A 13,452-nucleotide genomic window follows, 5' to 3' on the forward strand; every position below is an offset into this window, starting at 1 on the left:
TTGTGGACGGTAGATGAGACGTGAATTTGCCTGGGAAAACAGCTCTGCCCGACCTCCGTCGCTGCGAAGGTCGGGCAGGGGTGAGCGGGTGGGCGGTCAGCTATCGCGCTGCGCGGGCGGGTCGCCGTCGTGAGGGGTGGAGGACGCCGCCGCGTCTGCGGGGTCCTCGGCGGCTAGGTCGTAGCCGCCGAACGGGGTCCGGCCCGGCACGTGCCGGGTGGCCAGGCCGCTGCGGCGGGTGCGGATCGGACCGCCGTCGGTGAGCCATTTCGTCGGGTAGTGAGTGGCGACGCGGTCCACCCAGGCGCCGTGGCGCTTGCGGTCCTCGGGCACGCGGGGAACCACCGGCAGGTCGCGCCAGCCCGGCCACGCGTGGTCGCAGGCGTCCTCGACGGCCGCGTTCTCCTGGTTGCGCGGCTCGCCCTCCCAGTCGCACCCGCGGCACGCCCCGCGATACAGCAGGTCGCCGACGCAGCAGCAGTTGTCGAGGCAGTCGCAGCGCAGATCCGCGCTCAGCACGGTGGGTTGGCAGCGCGCGGTCGGCGTGTCGGGGCAGGTGATGTGCACCTCCCAGGCATGCGAGCGGCGGATCGAGCTCCAGTTGCCGTAGCGGGCGCGCCACGCCTCGACCTCGGCCGTACGGGCCACCAGGCCACGTGAAGGCGAGTCGTAGAGACTCGGCGCCGCCGTCTGAGGCCCGGGCAGCGGGGCTACCTCGGCGTCCAGGTCATCGAAGAGGGAGAGTTGCCCGGGAAGAACCTTGGTCATCGGGTTACCTGCCAGTCCTGTGACGTGCCGACCGGTGCGCGGATTCGGGTTCATGCCGGCTCTCTCCGAGCAGGTCCAGCCGACGGGGTGCGCTGGCCTGGCCGGCCCGCCCGAAGTCCATTGTATAATGATACCTTGTGTCTACTGTGGACGGAAGCGTTGAGAGGATCTGAGTAGCGGAAGTGGTCACCCCCGCCCGAGGGTCGTTGGCTCCGGCTCGGGAGGGGTGGACAGGTGCGCTCGCGGGTTACCGGCGTGCGGCGAGGGCGTATGGGTGCAACCCCAGACCCGGTGGTTGCGGGGATCGGGCCGTGGCCTGTGCTTCTCGGCCGGCGATGACCAACTCGGCGGACGGCGAGCCGGGTGGTGGGGGTGTGCAGCAGGACCGGGCGCCGGTCTCGGCGAACGGTGCGGCAGCGGCCAGGCGCGCCGCCGAGACCGACAGTGGCGGCGCGTCCGGCTTGGTCAGCCAGCTCGCGTCCTGCGCACCAGGGAGAAGGTGAACGGCCGCTGCCCGCGCGGCGTGCTTACCGCTGGTCGTCCTGCTGGAGCCGCAGGTACCAGCGGTGCATCAGGTCCCAGGTCAGAGCTACGGCGAGCAGCGCGGCGCAGAACGAGGCGAGCAGATACAGCGCCATGCCGGGGATGGCGGCGTCACCGGCGCAGTAGATCCCTTCTTGCCAGCTGAGGCGGCACCCGTTCGGCGGCCGCCACAGGCACAGGCCGATCAACGTGCCGCAAAACGTGTTCCAGATCAGGAAGATCCAGGCCCAGACAAGGGCTTGCGAAAACGATCTCTTCACTGGTGCCGCCCCGAGGAGGTCATCGCCCGGAGCCGGTCGGCGATCTCCTGCGCGATCGCTTCCGGCTGCATGTCCGCAGGCGGGGTCCATGGCTCGGCGGCACGGCAGGTCCAGCCGTCCGGCGCCATGATCTTCAGCTCGCCGGGGTACCAGAGCCAGTTGTCGTCGTTGATGTGAACCGGCCCGGCGACCAGCCGGTGCTGGCCGGTCTCGAGCAGCGTCCCCAGGTTGATGACACCCTGGCCCTCGTCGCCCTCGTCGACCTCCGCGTACTGGCCGTGGCCGGTCAGTGCGTCAATCAGCTCGTCGGTCTGGAAGCATTCGCCGAGCGCGTGGGCTAGGTGCAGCTCACGCGCGCATTCGAAGTTGTCATCGTCGCCGATGGGGAAGTTGCCGGGCGCGTCATCGCACGCGGGCAGGTGCCTTTCGCCGTCGAGGACGAAGAGGGCCAGCTCGGCTGCGGCGATGGCGTCCTGCACGGGCGTGGGGTCGAGCAGGTCGCGGGTGCAACCGTCGGTCTGGCACTCGTGCTCACCGTCCTCGAACTCGGTGGACTCGCAGTGCCACAGAACCTCGTCGTCCGGGCCGAGCACCAGGTGCAGCCACACGTTGAAGGCCATCTTCCCGTCGGCGGGCCAGACGTCGATGACCGCTCGGCGCGCGGTCGGGAACGCCCGCCGGATCAGCCGGGCGGCCTCCTCCGTCTTCACCTCGGCAAAGGCGACGCCGGCCGAATGCCACGCCGAGATCGCGCGGTCGAAGCGGACGTCGAAATCGATCCGGTTGGTCAATGTCTTCTCCTCTCGTCTGGCCGGGTGGCCACCGTGCCGGCACGCGCGGGTCGTGCCGGCCGGAAGCTCAGCGGTCAGTCGGTGCGGGCGACAGCCCATGCGTCAGACAGCGGAGCGAAATTGCTCAGCGCCTTGTTCAGGTCCTCGAAGCCGCCGACGATTGCGAGCACGTCGGCGGGCCGAGTCGAACGGTTCAGGCGGCCAGCGCGTACTCGCGTTCGAGTTGCGCACCGGTCATGCACTCGACGAGCGCGGAGACGATCAGCTCGGCGCAGGCCGCCACGACGGCGTTGCCGTACAGGCGGACCCGGGCGCGCTGCGTCTTGGCCTCGTTGCGGTAGGAGGGGTGGAACCCCATCAGCTTGCCGATCTCGTAGTCCAGCAGCATCCGGAAGTAGATGTCGGCGAGGTCGGGCAGCTCGGTGAGGACCTCCTGTGGCGGCAGGGCCAGGCCGTACCGGTCGCGGGTGGTCAGCGCTCCGGACGGTCCGGCGGCGGGGATCGCCGACTCGGCGGCGCCGTAGTAGGGCACCAGGAGGGCGTCCTGCCAGGTCACCAGCGACTGGTGGCCCGCGGTGGTGACCGTGCGAGCCGGTTCGTCGACGGGTGTGCACATCTCGGCGCCGCCGGTGTTGTTGCGCATCAGGAACGCGGGCGGCAGAACCAGGCCGTGGTGGTTGCCCGAGGCGGTGACCGTCCCGGCCGGCTGCGTCACCGGGTACGACGCGGTCTTTGACCCGCCTCCCCGCAACGGCGTGATGAACGGCATGGCGACGCCGGTCTCCGCGCGGGTGGTCTGGGTGCGCATCGGGCCGGTCGCCGGTGCGGCCGTCTTGTCCGGGCGGCCCTCGACCGGCACCAGCAGCGGCGGCAGGTCGACGCTGTCGGACTCGCGGGTGGTCCGGGGGAGTGTCGGGGTGGTCAGCGGTACGGCGCCCTGGTCGCCGTGCCCGCGCCGGCTGGCGCCGGTCGGCACGAGTAGCGGACCCCAGTGGCGGACCTTTCCGGCCTCGATGCGTGAAGTGGTGGCGGGTTGCAGAGCCTTCATCCCTCGGGCCTCGCGGTCGCCGATGCGCACGCCCGGGTTGGACAGGTCGATCGCGCTCAGCGCGGGCACGACCTCGGGGAAGACCTCCCGGCCCCGGCAGCGCAGTTGCGGGCACTGGTAGATGTACTGGCGGCCGTAGCTGCCCATGTCCACGCCCGGCTTCTTGAACACCTGCACCGCGTCGACGATCTGGACGCAGTTGTCGCACCAGGCTTTGGGCCGCAGCCACTTGTCCCAGTCGGGGTGGCGGCCCAGCGAGCGGTGCCAGAAGCCGACGAACAGCCGGTTGCGGGACTGTCCGGCCCACGGCGCGCGGACCGGGCGGGCGTGCATCGCGTTGAACGCGATGAGCCGCACGTAGTAGCCCAGGTTGCGCAGTTCGAGGATCCAGCGGTCCCACTCGGCCCACAGACGGCACTGGACGACGTTCTCCATCATGCCGATGAGCACCGGCTCGCGTGGGTTGCGTTCGATCATGGCGCGCAGGTAGCGCGGGATCTCGTTCATCAGCAGCCGCGACCGCTTGTACTGCTTGATCCGGCGCTGCAACTGCGGGTCGTCCTGTTTGGCACCGGGCATCTCGAACAGCGCGGTCTGCTCGGCGTTGGCCTTGTCGAAGTCACGCTTGATGCCCCTCGAATCGGTCCAGCCAGGGCAAGCGGGGGAGCTGGTGAACAGGTCGACCCGCGGCATGGTCGTCATGTCGAGCTTGGTGACGTCCTGCTGGTAGTGCCGAGCGTTGGGGAAGTTCAGCTCGTGCTGTTCACAGGCGTCCGCGTCGTGGTTCGCGGCGTCGGTCGTCTCGATCCACGTGCGGAACCGATCGCCGAACCCGTCGCCGATGAAGTGGACGCCGTGGTCGGTGCCACCGAGGCCGGAGAACTCGGAATAGTGGGTGATCATCGCTGCCTTCTGTCGACGGACTTCTGGAACGTCGAGGCGGGTGCCGACCCAACCTCTGCATATAATGATACCCCTTCTAGGTTTCATTCGTCTACTGTGGACGGACTCCCACGGCCCGTGCTTTCGTTGTTAACCAACCGATAGCGGGCGGGCCAGGCGGAGATGTCGGGCGTTGCCGTGTCTGCGCCTGGCCGGCTGCGTCACCGGACTGCGAGGTCCGGGCCGAACAGGTCCAACTGCTGCTCCTCGTCGGGGGAGCCATGGGTCGGCTCGGCGCCGTCGGGGGAGGCATGCCGGACGCGCTTCGCGCCGCGGACGCCGGCGCGCACGCCGGGGGTGATGCCCAGCGAGCGGCGCAGCGCCTCGTACTCGCCGTAGCCGCCGTCGTCCAGGGCCTTGCTGAAGGCGTCGACGACCGGGATTCCCTCCGGTGTCACCATGCTCGCGAGGCCGGGGACGTTCTCCATGACGAACGCCCGTGGCCTGATCTCGCAGATCAGCCGGGCGAACTCGAAGACCAACGAGTTGCGGGGGTCCATGACGTCGCGCGCGCCGGCCATCGAGAAGCCCTGGCACGGCGGCCCGCCGGTGACCAGCGCGACGTCGCCGACGTCCAGGCCGAGCGCGTCGAGGACCTGCGCGCCGGTCAGGTTCCGCACGTCGGCGACGAAGAACTGCTCGCAGCCGTACGGGTGGGCCGGCGGACGGTTCGTGTCGGCGAGGTAGTCGTTCGGGTAGCTGCCCGGGTCGTGTGGCCGGCCGTACCCGGAGATCCAGCCGCTTCCGGCCAGCGGGCCACGGTGAACGTATCCCTCGGGAGCGACGAGATTGCCGTCGCCGTCGAGCTTGAGGCCCATCGCCTTGGCCAGGTGCCGCTCGAATGCCTCTTCCCGCTCGGGGCCGTCGAAGTGCACCTTTACCCCGGGCACGGCGAGGTTGACCATGTAGGTGGTGGCCGCGATGAGGTCCATCTCCACCGCGGCGGCCACGTGGAAGCCAGCCTGGTGCAGGCCGCAGCCGAAACCACCGGCCCCGGCGAACAACTCGACCGCCACCGGCAGCTCGTAGCGCCGGCGCGGTCGCGGCGGGACGAGCAGGCCCAGCGGGGACCTGGTCCAGCCGGCGACCCGGTCGCTGCCGGGTGGTAGCGGCGATGACGCGCCCGGCCCTCGGTGGTTGGTCGTGTGCACGATCGGGGTCCTTCCAGTCGTCGAACTCTGGCCCTGACTCGAGTGGCCTTGGACGCGGCGGTACGGGCCGATGAGGCGGCCGATTCGGTGTGGGCTGCTACGTCGAGTACGAGCCCGGTGCCGGGTCGCGCACGACGCGTGGGTTCGGTCGGCGGAACGCTGCGCGTCCGGCGGCGGCCCTGTCGGCACGCCGCCGGACGGCTTCCGAGCGGTCTAGGTGGTCGCGCCTGCCCGTGGCGCGGCGGCGACGCGGCTGAGTTCTGCGGCGATCCGCTTCGGGATCCGGGTCTTCTCGTAGTGGAAGTCGTCGGTCCGGCCGGGCGTGGACTCCGCGTAGTACCTGGCCCGGCAGACGACCTGGTACCAGAGGTAGGTCAGCTCGCGCGCGGCGATCGCGTTCTCCCGCCCGGCGTGCGGGCAGGCGTCGAACGCCCGCCGCCACGCGTCGGAGACCCCGCCGCGGCGGTTGAACAGCCCGCGATGCAGGGCCGGGGCGAGCGCGGCGAGGGTGTATCGCTCGGGCAGCTCGAAGTCGGGCAGCGGCAGGCAGGCCGCCGCGTCAGGGTGAACCACGTCGATCGCGTCGCGGATCTGCTGACGCAGCGCCAGCAGGGTCGGTCGGATGTGGGTGAAGCGCGTCTGCCGGGTTGCCGCATCAACGGGCACGGGTGCCTCCAAGCTCGGACCTCTGGTGAAGAGGCCGGATGCCGTCCGCCCCTCCTCTATAATGATACCCCTTTTAGGGGTCTGAAGGTAGCTCTCGACGGCGAGGATTTGTTGAGCCAGGGCCAAGTTGGTCAACGATCAGGTCCAGCAGATCGAGCTGGACGGCGCGGGGCGCAGCGGGAACGGCCTCGTGCGTCGTGGCGGCGGGCAGCGCGTCGACGACGGAGTCGTCGGTATCGGCCTCGGCGGCCGGCGGCGTCCATGCCCGGCGCGCCACCGGGAGCGCCTTGTCGACCAGGTCGCCGTCGTTGCCGCACTCCACGCACAGGACAGCCGGGTCGCCCTCCATGCCGTGGCTGTCCGGGAGCAGCGGCCAGCAGTAGGTGTGTAGCCCGAACACACCCCGGGCGTCGTTGTCGCCGTCGGCGTAGCCCCAGACCAGGCGGGGGCAGAGCATGCACCGGCCGGCGAACCGCACGAGCCGGTCCGAGCCGTGCCACGCGTCGTAGCGCACCTGCACCGGCATGGCCCGGCCCGCGCCCAGGCTGGTCTGCGGCTGCTGCACCCGCGCCGGCACCTCGTCGCCGGTGTAGCGGCGCAGCAGCCAGGTTGGCCGGTTGTCGTCGGCCGGGGGCTTGTCCAGCCACAGAACACCCACGCCGATTCCGATCCCGGGAAAGTCCGTGGAGGTCAGCGGGCGGAAGCCGCCGTGGTCGGCGGCGAGCGCGCGCACCGCCCGGAACCGTGGGCCCCGTCGGTCGGTGAATCCGGCGGGGACGATCGCGACCAGCCGGGCGCCCGGCGCCAGCAGCCCGTAGGCCAGTGTGACGTGCTCGATCCAGATCGAGTCTGCGCCAGTGATGTTGAACGGCGGGTTCATCACCACGGCGTCGAACCGGATGGGACGCTGCTCCGCGTACTCCTCCAGCGTGGTCCGTCGGCAGCTTGCGCCGGTGTCGAGCAGCGTCTCGTAGCGGGCTGCGTCCGGCTCCAGCGCCAGGACGTCCAGCTCGCGGCCTGCCCGCCGGATTTCGCGCACGAGCGAGCCGTCGCCGGCTGAGGGCTCGAGTATCCGGGCGCCGGCCGGTAGCGACGCCAGGTCTGCGAACTCCGGCCCGCAGACTCGTCTGGCGAGCGCCGCCGGGGTCGGCACGTAGCCCTCGCTGTGCCGGTTGGCGATCGCCTGGCCATCGGCGAGGATGCGCCGCACGACGGGGGCGGCCGGACCGGGAAACAGCCATCCGGACTTGCGTGGGATGTAGGTGCCCCCAGCGGTTTCCAGCACCTGTTTCGTCGCCGCCCAGGCCGGGGCGGCGATGCGCTGGGTCAGCAGCACGGCGTTGCCATCGACGGTGGCGCCGTCGAGGGCGGCGCGGGCCGCCGCGGTCAGGGTTACCGGTCTGCCACCGGGCATGGGACGTCCTCGTCTCCGCGTGCGGGCTTGTGGCCGGAGCTCGGATTGCCGTCCCTGGCTCCGTGATCCCCCGCCTGCCGCGAGGGGATGACCCGGTATCGGCCCGCCGGGTAGGGCGAAGCCGCCCGGAACCGCCAGGAGGCGGCCCGGGCGGGCTGTGCTAGTCGCCGTGGGTGACCTGCCGCCAACGTCGATGGCGGCTCGTGGTCAGCGGGTCGGTTCGTCGACCAACGGTTGACCCGCACCGCGCACCGGGTCCGGCGCCAGCAGCTCCCGGTCGCCGTCAGCGGTGCGGTGCACCAGTCGCACGGTGTGCAGGACGTTCGACGGGGCGTGGGCGGCCAGTGCGGCCACCTCCGCCGTGACGTGGGCGATCGCGGCGGCGTCGTCCATGCGCCCAGCCGAGTCGATGAAGGTCGTCGCCTCCGTCGGCTGCCCGCCGTCGCGCCGCGCGGTCTGGAGCACGATGTAGCCGGTGGTCGGCAAAGTGACCCGGGTCAGGCCCGGAGCCCCAGCCGGTCGCGGCAGCGCCTCCCACCGCTCGCCGGTCCAGACCTGGATCGCGTGCGCGTCCGGGCACTGCCGCCACATCCGAGCCGCGACCGCCGCACGGTCGTCCGCCGTGGCGCCGGGCACGCCGTAGTACGCGCTGGCGAACGTGTCCACCACCTCGTCATCCCCGCCGATGATGGCCGCGAAGGTGCGGACCGGCAGCGTGCCGGCCCGCACGAACCGGGCGACGTCGCCCGCGGCGCGCGCCTCTTCGAAAAGCCACGCGAGCACGAACTCCTCGTGCATCGTCTCGCCGTGCTCGTCTCGGCAGGCGGCGACGAACGCGTCCATCTGGGCGCGGTTGAGAACGTCGCGGTCGTACCCGTACCAAACGGTGGGGCCGCCCTGGCCGCCGTTCTCGATCGAGCCGGCCGGCGTGCCGTCCCAGAGCAGTTCCGCCGTGTACGCCTCGCCATCGGAGGTGTTCATCGCCTTGAGCTTGCGCAGCGTCATCCGGGCGTGCGGCACGGTCATGCCGGTGTGCGGCAGCACGATCGGTCCGGTCTGGACCCGGCCCGCGTGCCAGTCCAGGATGGCCAGCCGGCGCAGGCCGACGCTGACGGCGTCACGCTTGATCCGGTGCCAGGACGGGTACACGATGTCCGGCAGGGTCAGGCGCCAGACGCCCGACTCCCCGTACGGCATCTCAGCCCGAGGCCGCTTCTCCACACCGATCCGGCTGTCGCGCTCGGGGATAGGCGTCTCGGCCGGTGCGACCCGCTCCGGGCCGCAATACCGGACGGGGAGACCGCCCGTACCGACCCCGAACTTCAACTGGGTGAACGTCGGGTTGTCACCCGGGCCGCCGTAGATGACGGGGCTGTCGTCGTACCACGAGATGACCGTGGCGCCAACGGCGACGCCGGCCGGTTGAGCGTCCCCCGGCGCGGTCGCTTCCCCGGTGACGGGTGGGTTGGATTGGTTGGACATGCACACTCCTTGGCTCGCGGACTTCCGGTCGGGAGGTCGGGTGCCGCCCCTAACCCCTGCCTATAATGATACCTCTTGTCCTGTGTGGACGGTAGCCGGAAGCAGCTCAGACTTGGAGAGGCGGCACGTCAGAACGCCGAAACGCCGCCCGGACCGCGGTCGGTCGGGCGGCGTTCGGCGCGCGTGGCTTAAGCGGCGCGGGCGCTGGGCCGCTGTGCTCCGTATGGTCGGCGGCGCCGGATGGGCCGGCCGGTGGGCACGTGGGTGATCTCGGTGGCGCTGCCGGCGTCCTCGACCACCAGGGTGAGTGTCTCGTCGGTGTTGATCCGCCAGATCCGGGCAGCGAAGACGCCGTAGCAGGCGTCGAGGCAGTCGGCCAGGCTGACCGGTCGCCCGTCGCGCCACCGCTCGTAGAACTGGTTGCCCCAACTGAAGCAGTAGAGGCCGCTGGCCCCGTCCTGGCGATCGGCGGTCATCGGGCCAGCTCCGCGTGCGGCGCGGCGGCCGCGGCGGCGTACCGGGTGGTGCGGGTCTCCTCGTAGCTCAGACCGAGGTCGCGGACGTGCTGGATCACCTGGTCGAGGCCTGCGTCGGTGACGCAGCTCCATTGGCCGTTGTCCAGGCTGATGTCACGCAGCTCGCCGGGTGCGCCCTTCCATCGCCCGAACCAGGACGCCCGCAGGCCGAGCAGCGGACCCAACCCCCGGAACTGGTCCTCGCTCATGCCCAGGACCAGCAGGCCGCGCTCGGTCGTGACACCCCCGATCGGCAGGCGCTCCCAGGTCTCACCGTCGGGCCAGTGTCCAGGCCCGCTGGCGTCGACCCCGACGGCGGGGCGGCCGTCGACCAGCACGGTCAGGGTGTCATCGCCGACCACCACGAGCCGATCGGGTTGCCGCCCGGGCACCTCGATGACTACCTCCCGCCCGATGCCCGGTGAAGGGGTGTACGCGAGCGCGGCGTTGACCGCCGAGGCAATATCCAGCGCGACCAGGCGCGCGGGCGGATCGTCAGTATCGCGAGGGTCCATGGTGGAGTGCCGGAACGCGGAGCGGTCGAGGTCGGCGGGAACCAGGATCACCTGGTCGAGGGCGATCTCGATGCGGTCGCCGAGGTTGCGCGTGGCCGAGCCGCCCACGGCGTCCAGCGCTAGGGCCTCGGGCGTGTCGGCGAGCAGGTCGCCGAACCACAGCAGCTCGCCGGCCGGGCCGCGTACCGCCTCAAGGCTCACGCCCAGCCGGTCGCCGTCGAGGTCCCACGCAAAGAATATGGTCTGCGCGCCCGGCACGGCCTGCGCGACCAGGCGCGCGGCCCGGCCGGCGGCGAGGGTGAACGCCCGGTCCGTCGCGTGGGCGATCGTGGTGTGCTCACGGGCGATTGCCAAGTCGAGGGCGTCGACCGGGTCGACTCCGGGGACGGTGTCGAGTTGGGGCATGGCGCTCCTTCCACGTAGGGACTTCTGGGTGCAGCGGGTCCGGTTGCCGACCAGACCGTGCATCAATAATGATACCCCTAATCTATTGTGGACGGTAGTCGGGCCCGGCACGCAACCTGCGAAAACGGTTGCCAAGAAACGGCCGAACGCCGCCCAATCGGGGGCGGCGTTCGGTTGGGTGTCGCGGTAGCCGGTCGGCTCGGTTACTCCCGCCAGGGCTCCTCGTCCTCGCCTTCCTCGCGTGGCTTCGGGAGCCGCACGCCTGCCGTAGCGAACGCGGCGAGAATTTCCTCCCAGCCTCGCGCGGCGGCGTGGCCGGGGTTCGGGTCGTCGTCGTCGAGGGCCTGCTCGACAATGTCGAGGATCCGCTCGGTCAGGTGGGTGCGGGCATCGACCCTCAGCGCGCGCAGCGAGCGCTGGGCGTCGGTTCGGGCGGGCTTGGGCTGGTAGGGCACGGTGATCAGTCCTCCTTGTTGTTGGTCGAGGTGAAGGTCACGCCGGCGCCGGCGAAGACCCTGTCGAGGTCCTGCCAGCGGTCCGGGTTCCACTCGGTGCCAGGCTCGCCTTCGCCGTCGATGTCGCCGAACTCCATCGCCATGTAGACCCGGTCCAGCATGCGCAGCCGCACGGCGAACGGCAGGCGGGCCAACGCGCGTTGTCCATCGGTGCGGCCCGGGGGCGGCTCGTAGCCGTTCGCGTCGACGGCGGCCGGCCAGGTGGTCGCGGGCAGGTAGACGTGGGCGCGGCCGTCGACCACGGCGATCCGGTAGACGAACGGGTCGCCGTTGCCGGTGTACTCGCCGTGCAGATACCCGTCGAAGGTCCGCCGCTGCCCATCGGGAGTGGTCCCAAACGCGTCGACAATTTCCTGCACCGCCGCCGCGAGGTCGGCCGAACCGCCCTCGGTCCACCCGTCGGTGCCGACTGCGATCGCGATGCCGTGCCCGGCCGGACCGTCGCTGACGCCTAGGTTGTTCGCCGTGCCGGATGCGACCGCCAGGTAGACACCGCTGCGCATCGCGTCGCTACGGGGTCGCACCTCGGCGCACATGTCGATGTCACGCTCGGGCAAGGCAGTGATCTCGGCGGGTGTGATCGGCGGCGCGATCGTCAACTCGCCGATGATCGCGTGCGGGTCGTTCATGAAGAGGGTCCTCCTCGTCATCGATGGAGCCCGGGCTGTCCGGGCATCCTGCGGGGCGCTGCGGGTCTTTGCCGTCGTCGTCAGGTCAGGCGGCGGCGTGCCGCGTCGGCTTCCGTGTCGTCTTGTTGTCGGTCGTCGTCGGCTGGTGCTTGTTCCTTCAGAACAGGCAGCCCTGCGGGTCAGCCTGTTCGGCGACGGTGCCGCCGAAGCTTCGGTTGCAGTCCGGGCAGGCGTCGCTGCGCTTGACACGGCCCTTGCTGTCGAGCCGGACCGCGCCGGCTGCGTCGCCCAGCAGCCCGTCCGCGGTCGGTCGGTACAGGTCCCAGGCGCGATCCCACGCGGCGCACACCTTGAAGACGGCGCCGCACCTGCACGCCCACACGGGCAGCGCCCGTTCGTATTCACACTGCCACCAGCCCATGAAGTGATGGGCCAGCTCCTTCCAGTTCCAGACCGGGCAGTCTTCGCACGGTCCCGCCCGCCACAGCACGATGAGCTCGGCGAGAACCCAGTCCGGCCACTCGTCCGCCTCCGGGTCGAGGTAGCTGTGCCGAACAGCCAGGTGCTCGGCGGCAGCGTCCACAACCTCCCCGAGCGGGGTAAGCGCGTCGCTGACGGTGAGCAGTCCTGCCGGCGACGCGGTCACCGGGTTGAGGCACACGCCGGCATGAAAACGCCCGCACAGCTCGCATCCAGCCGGGCTCACCCACTCGTGAGGCACCGACAGCGGTGCGCCACTGCGAACGCGTTCGGTCCGGGACATGGTTCTCCTCCGTGCCGGTGGGCTTCCTGGATGCCGTGCCTGGGGTGGACGGCTAGATCGGTGAGTAGTCCCGGAACGCGCTCCCGATCGGCGCCTCCAGCACGATGATGTCCTCGTCAGGGTCGAGGAAGTCGCGTTCGGCGCGGGTGTGGTCGCAGTGGCGCTGCCAGGCGGCCATCATGGCGTCGCGCGCCTCTTTCTCGGTGGCTCCGGTCGTCACGAAGCGGTAGTGGCTCGTGAAGACGAGGGCCACGGCTACGGTCGGCTGGTCGGTCATGCCTCAGATCCCCTTCGCGGGCGATGTCGGCTGGTCGGGCGTGCACCGCACGGTCCGGGCCCTGGCTGATCCAAGGTCCGGGCCGCACGGATGGCGCCCGGTCAGCGCGCTGTAGGCCGGCGCCGTGGCTGGTTGCGCAGGGTTGAGTCAAAGCCGAGCGCGTCCAACTCGTCGCCGGATAGCGGCTGCGAGGGGTCGGCGCGTTGTGCCTGGGCGTCGACCAGGTCGTCGATGTCAGCAGGGGTGAGCGGCTGAAGGCCGGTGAAGGTGCCCGCGTTGGTGAGGACCGCCCGGGCCGCCTCTCGCTGAGCGGTGGTGGGCCGGCTCATCGCAGGTACGCCGTGGCGACGGTGATGGCCGCGTCGAAGACCGGGGTACCTCGGTCCTCGTTCTCGTAGATGCCGTCCAGGAGGTTCGCCAGCCGGATCAGGTTGTGGGAGACGGCGTCGGCTGCGGTCGCCTCTTGCATCGCGGCCCAGAGCGCGTTCGCCTCTTCGGCCACGTCCTCGCAGACCCGGTCGTCACCCTTGACCGCCTCGACCAACTTCTGGACCGCTGTGGCGACCTCGGCGCCGATGGGGGGTGGGGTGCCGAGGCAGCTCTCGCGGATCTCTTCCGCTGCTTGGGCGATTCCCGGCTCGGCGGTGTCGAGCTTCGGGGCCACTGCGCTGTGTTCGTCGGCCCCGAGGCCTGCTTGAGGTAGGTCCTGGGCCAAGTTCGGGTTCGCCACCTGTCGTCTCCTTCGCTCGTCCGACCATTCACATAAAG

At 70.7% G+C, this 13,452-nt stretch carries 16 protein-coding genes; all 16 read right to left on the reverse strand.

The window, feature by feature from the left end:
* Positions 1-96: 96 nt before the first annotated feature.
* The 16 genes from CHC05_RS37210 to CHC05_RS37285 all read right to left on the reverse strand — a co-directional run bounded on the left by CHC05_RS37210 (position 97) and on the right by CHC05_RS37285 (position 13,414).
* A complete protein-coding gene (locus CHC05_RS37210; protein ID WP_089255353.1) occupies positions 97-768 on the reverse strand; it encodes a DUF6349 family protein in 672 nt (223 codons plus the stop codon).
* A gap of 527 nt (positions 769-1,295) precedes the next feature.
* Positions 1,296-1,571 (reverse strand): hypothetical protein, encoded by a 276-nt coding sequence (locus CHC05_RS37215; protein WP_089255354.1) that lies wholly within the window; start codon positions 1,569-1,571, stop codon positions 1,296-1,298.
* Positions 1,568-2,362 (reverse strand): hypothetical protein, encoded by a 795-nt coding sequence (locus CHC05_RS37220; protein ID WP_089255355.1) that lies wholly within the window; start codon positions 2,360-2,362, stop codon positions 1,568-1,570. Before CHC05_RS37220 ends, CHC05_RS37215 begins: the two co-directional genes overlap by 4 nt.
* 193 nt (positions 2,363-2,555) lie before the next feature.
* The gene (locus CHC05_RS37225) at positions 2,556-4,313 is read right to left on the reverse strand and encodes a DNA cytosine methyltransferase (RefSeq protein WP_089255356.1); all 1,758 of its coding nucleotides are present in this window, start codon (positions 4,311-4,313) and stop codon (positions 2,556-2,558) included.
* A gap of 200 nt (positions 4,314-4,513) precedes the next feature.
* Positions 4,514-5,503, reverse strand: a complete 990-nt coding sequence (locus CHC05_RS37230) for a DNA cytosine methyltransferase (protein ID WP_218824801.1) — start codon at positions 5,501-5,503, stop codon at positions 4,514-4,516.
* Between the two features lie 213 nt (positions 5,504-5,716).
* Complete coding sequence (locus CHC05_RS37235) at positions 5,717-6,169, reverse strand: hypothetical protein (protein ID WP_089255357.1); 453 nt, start codon at positions 6,167-6,169, stop codon at positions 5,717-5,719.
* A 73-nt stretch (positions 6,170-6,242) separates the two neighbouring features.
* Positions 6,243-7,583 (reverse strand): hypothetical protein, encoded by a 1,341-nt coding sequence (locus CHC05_RS37240; protein ID WP_089255358.1) that lies wholly within the window; start codon positions 7,581-7,583, stop codon positions 6,243-6,245.
* 207 nt (positions 7,584-7,790) lie between these two features.
* The gene (locus CHC05_RS37245; protein ID WP_089255359.1) at positions 7,791-9,065 is read right to left on the reverse strand and encodes a hypothetical protein; all 1,275 of its coding nucleotides are present in this window, start codon (positions 9,063-9,065) and stop codon (positions 7,791-7,793) included.
* A 188-nt stretch (positions 9,066-9,253) separates the two neighbouring features.
* Complete coding sequence (locus CHC05_RS37250; protein ID WP_089255360.1) at positions 9,254-9,541, reverse strand: hypothetical protein; 288 nt, start codon at positions 9,539-9,541, stop codon at positions 9,254-9,256.
* Positions 9,538-10,500, reverse strand: a complete 963-nt coding sequence (locus CHC05_RS37255; RefSeq protein WP_089255361.1) for a hypothetical protein — start codon at positions 10,498-10,500, stop codon at positions 9,538-9,540. The genes CHC05_RS37250 and CHC05_RS37255 overlap by 4 nt, the downstream gene beginning before the upstream one ends.
* A 203-nt stretch (positions 10,501-10,703) precedes the next feature.
* The gene (locus CHC05_RS37260; RefSeq protein WP_089255362.1) at positions 10,704-10,955 is read right to left on the reverse strand and encodes a hypothetical protein; all 252 of its coding nucleotides are present in this window, start codon (positions 10,953-10,955) and stop codon (positions 10,704-10,706) included.
* A 5-nt stretch (positions 10,956-10,960) separates the two neighbouring features.
* Complete coding sequence (locus CHC05_RS37265; protein WP_089255363.1) at positions 10,961-11,644, reverse strand: DUF6205 family protein; 684 nt, start codon at positions 11,642-11,644, stop codon at positions 10,961-10,963.
* Positions 11,645-11,801: 157 nt separating this feature from the next.
* Entirely contained in the window at positions 11,802-12,407 is a 606-nt protein-coding gene (locus tag CHC05_RS37270) for a hypothetical protein (protein WP_144022943.1), read from the reverse strand.
* A 52-nt stretch (positions 12,408-12,459) separates the two neighbouring features.
* Complete coding sequence (locus CHC05_RS37275) at positions 12,460-12,684, reverse strand: hypothetical protein (RefSeq protein WP_089255365.1); 225 nt, start codon at positions 12,682-12,684, stop codon at positions 12,460-12,462.
* Positions 12,685-12,785: 101 nt separating this feature from the next.
* Positions 12,786-13,013 carry a hypothetical protein gene (locus CHC05_RS37280; RefSeq protein WP_089255366.1) on the reverse strand — a complete coding sequence of 76 codons (228 nt, stop codon included), beginning with the start codon at positions 13,011-13,013 and terminating at the stop codon, positions 12,786-12,788.
* Positions 13,010-13,414 carry a hypothetical protein gene (locus CHC05_RS37285; RefSeq protein WP_144022944.1) on the reverse strand — a complete coding sequence of 135 codons (405 nt, stop codon included), beginning with the start codon at positions 13,412-13,414 and terminating at the stop codon, positions 13,010-13,012. Before CHC05_RS37285 ends, CHC05_RS37280 begins: the two co-directional genes overlap by 4 nt.
* Between the last annotated feature and the right edge of the window lie 38 nt (positions 13,415-13,452).

Source organism: Asanoa hainanensis, assembly GCF_900188485.1.
GTDB classification, from domain to species: Bacteria; Actinomycetota; Actinomycetes; order Mycobacteriales; family Micromonosporaceae; genus Asanoa; species Asanoa hainanensis.

Excerpts from the sequence above, each read along its gene's own strand:
- CHC05_RS37210 (WP_089255353.1), bottom strand. The coding sequence starts at position 768 with ATGACCAAGGTTCTTCCCGGGCAACTCTCCCTCTTCGATGACCTGGAC.
- CHC05_RS37225 (WP_089255356.1), bottom strand. The coding sequence starts at position 4,313 with ATGATCACCCACTATTCCGAGTTCTCCGGCCTCGGTGGCACCGACCAC.
- CHC05_RS37240 (WP_089255358.1), bottom strand. The coding sequence starts at position 7,583 with ATGCCCGGTGGCAGACCGGTAACCCTGACCGCGGCGGCCCGCGCCGCC.
- CHC05_RS37245 (WP_089255359.1), bottom strand. The coding sequence starts at position 9,065 with ATGTCCAACCAATCCAACCCACCCGTCACCGGGGAAGCGACCGCGCCG.
- CHC05_RS37250 (WP_089255360.1), bottom strand. The coding sequence starts at position 9,541 with ATGACCGCCGATCGCCAGGACGGGGCCAGCGGCCTCTACTGCTTCAGT.
- CHC05_RS37255 (WP_089255361.1), bottom strand. The coding sequence starts at position 10,500 with ATGCCCCAACTCGACACCGTCCCCGGAGTCGACCCGGTCGACGCCCTC.
- CHC05_RS37265 (WP_089255363.1), bottom strand. The coding sequence starts at position 11,644 with ATGAACGACCCGCACGCGATCATCGGCGAGTTGACGATCGCGCCGCCG.
- CHC05_RS37270 (WP_144022943.1), bottom strand. The coding sequence starts at position 12,407 with ATGTCCCGGACCGAACGCGTTCGCAGTGGCGCACCGCTGTCGGTGCCT.
- CHC05_RS37275 (WP_089255365.1), bottom strand. The coding sequence starts at position 12,684 with ATGACCGACCAGCCGACCGTAGCCGTGGCCCTCGTCTTCACGAGCCAC.
- CHC05_RS37280 (WP_089255366.1), bottom strand. The coding sequence starts at position 13,013 with ATGAGCCGGCCCACCACCGCTCAGCGAGAGGCGGCCCGGGCGGTCCTC.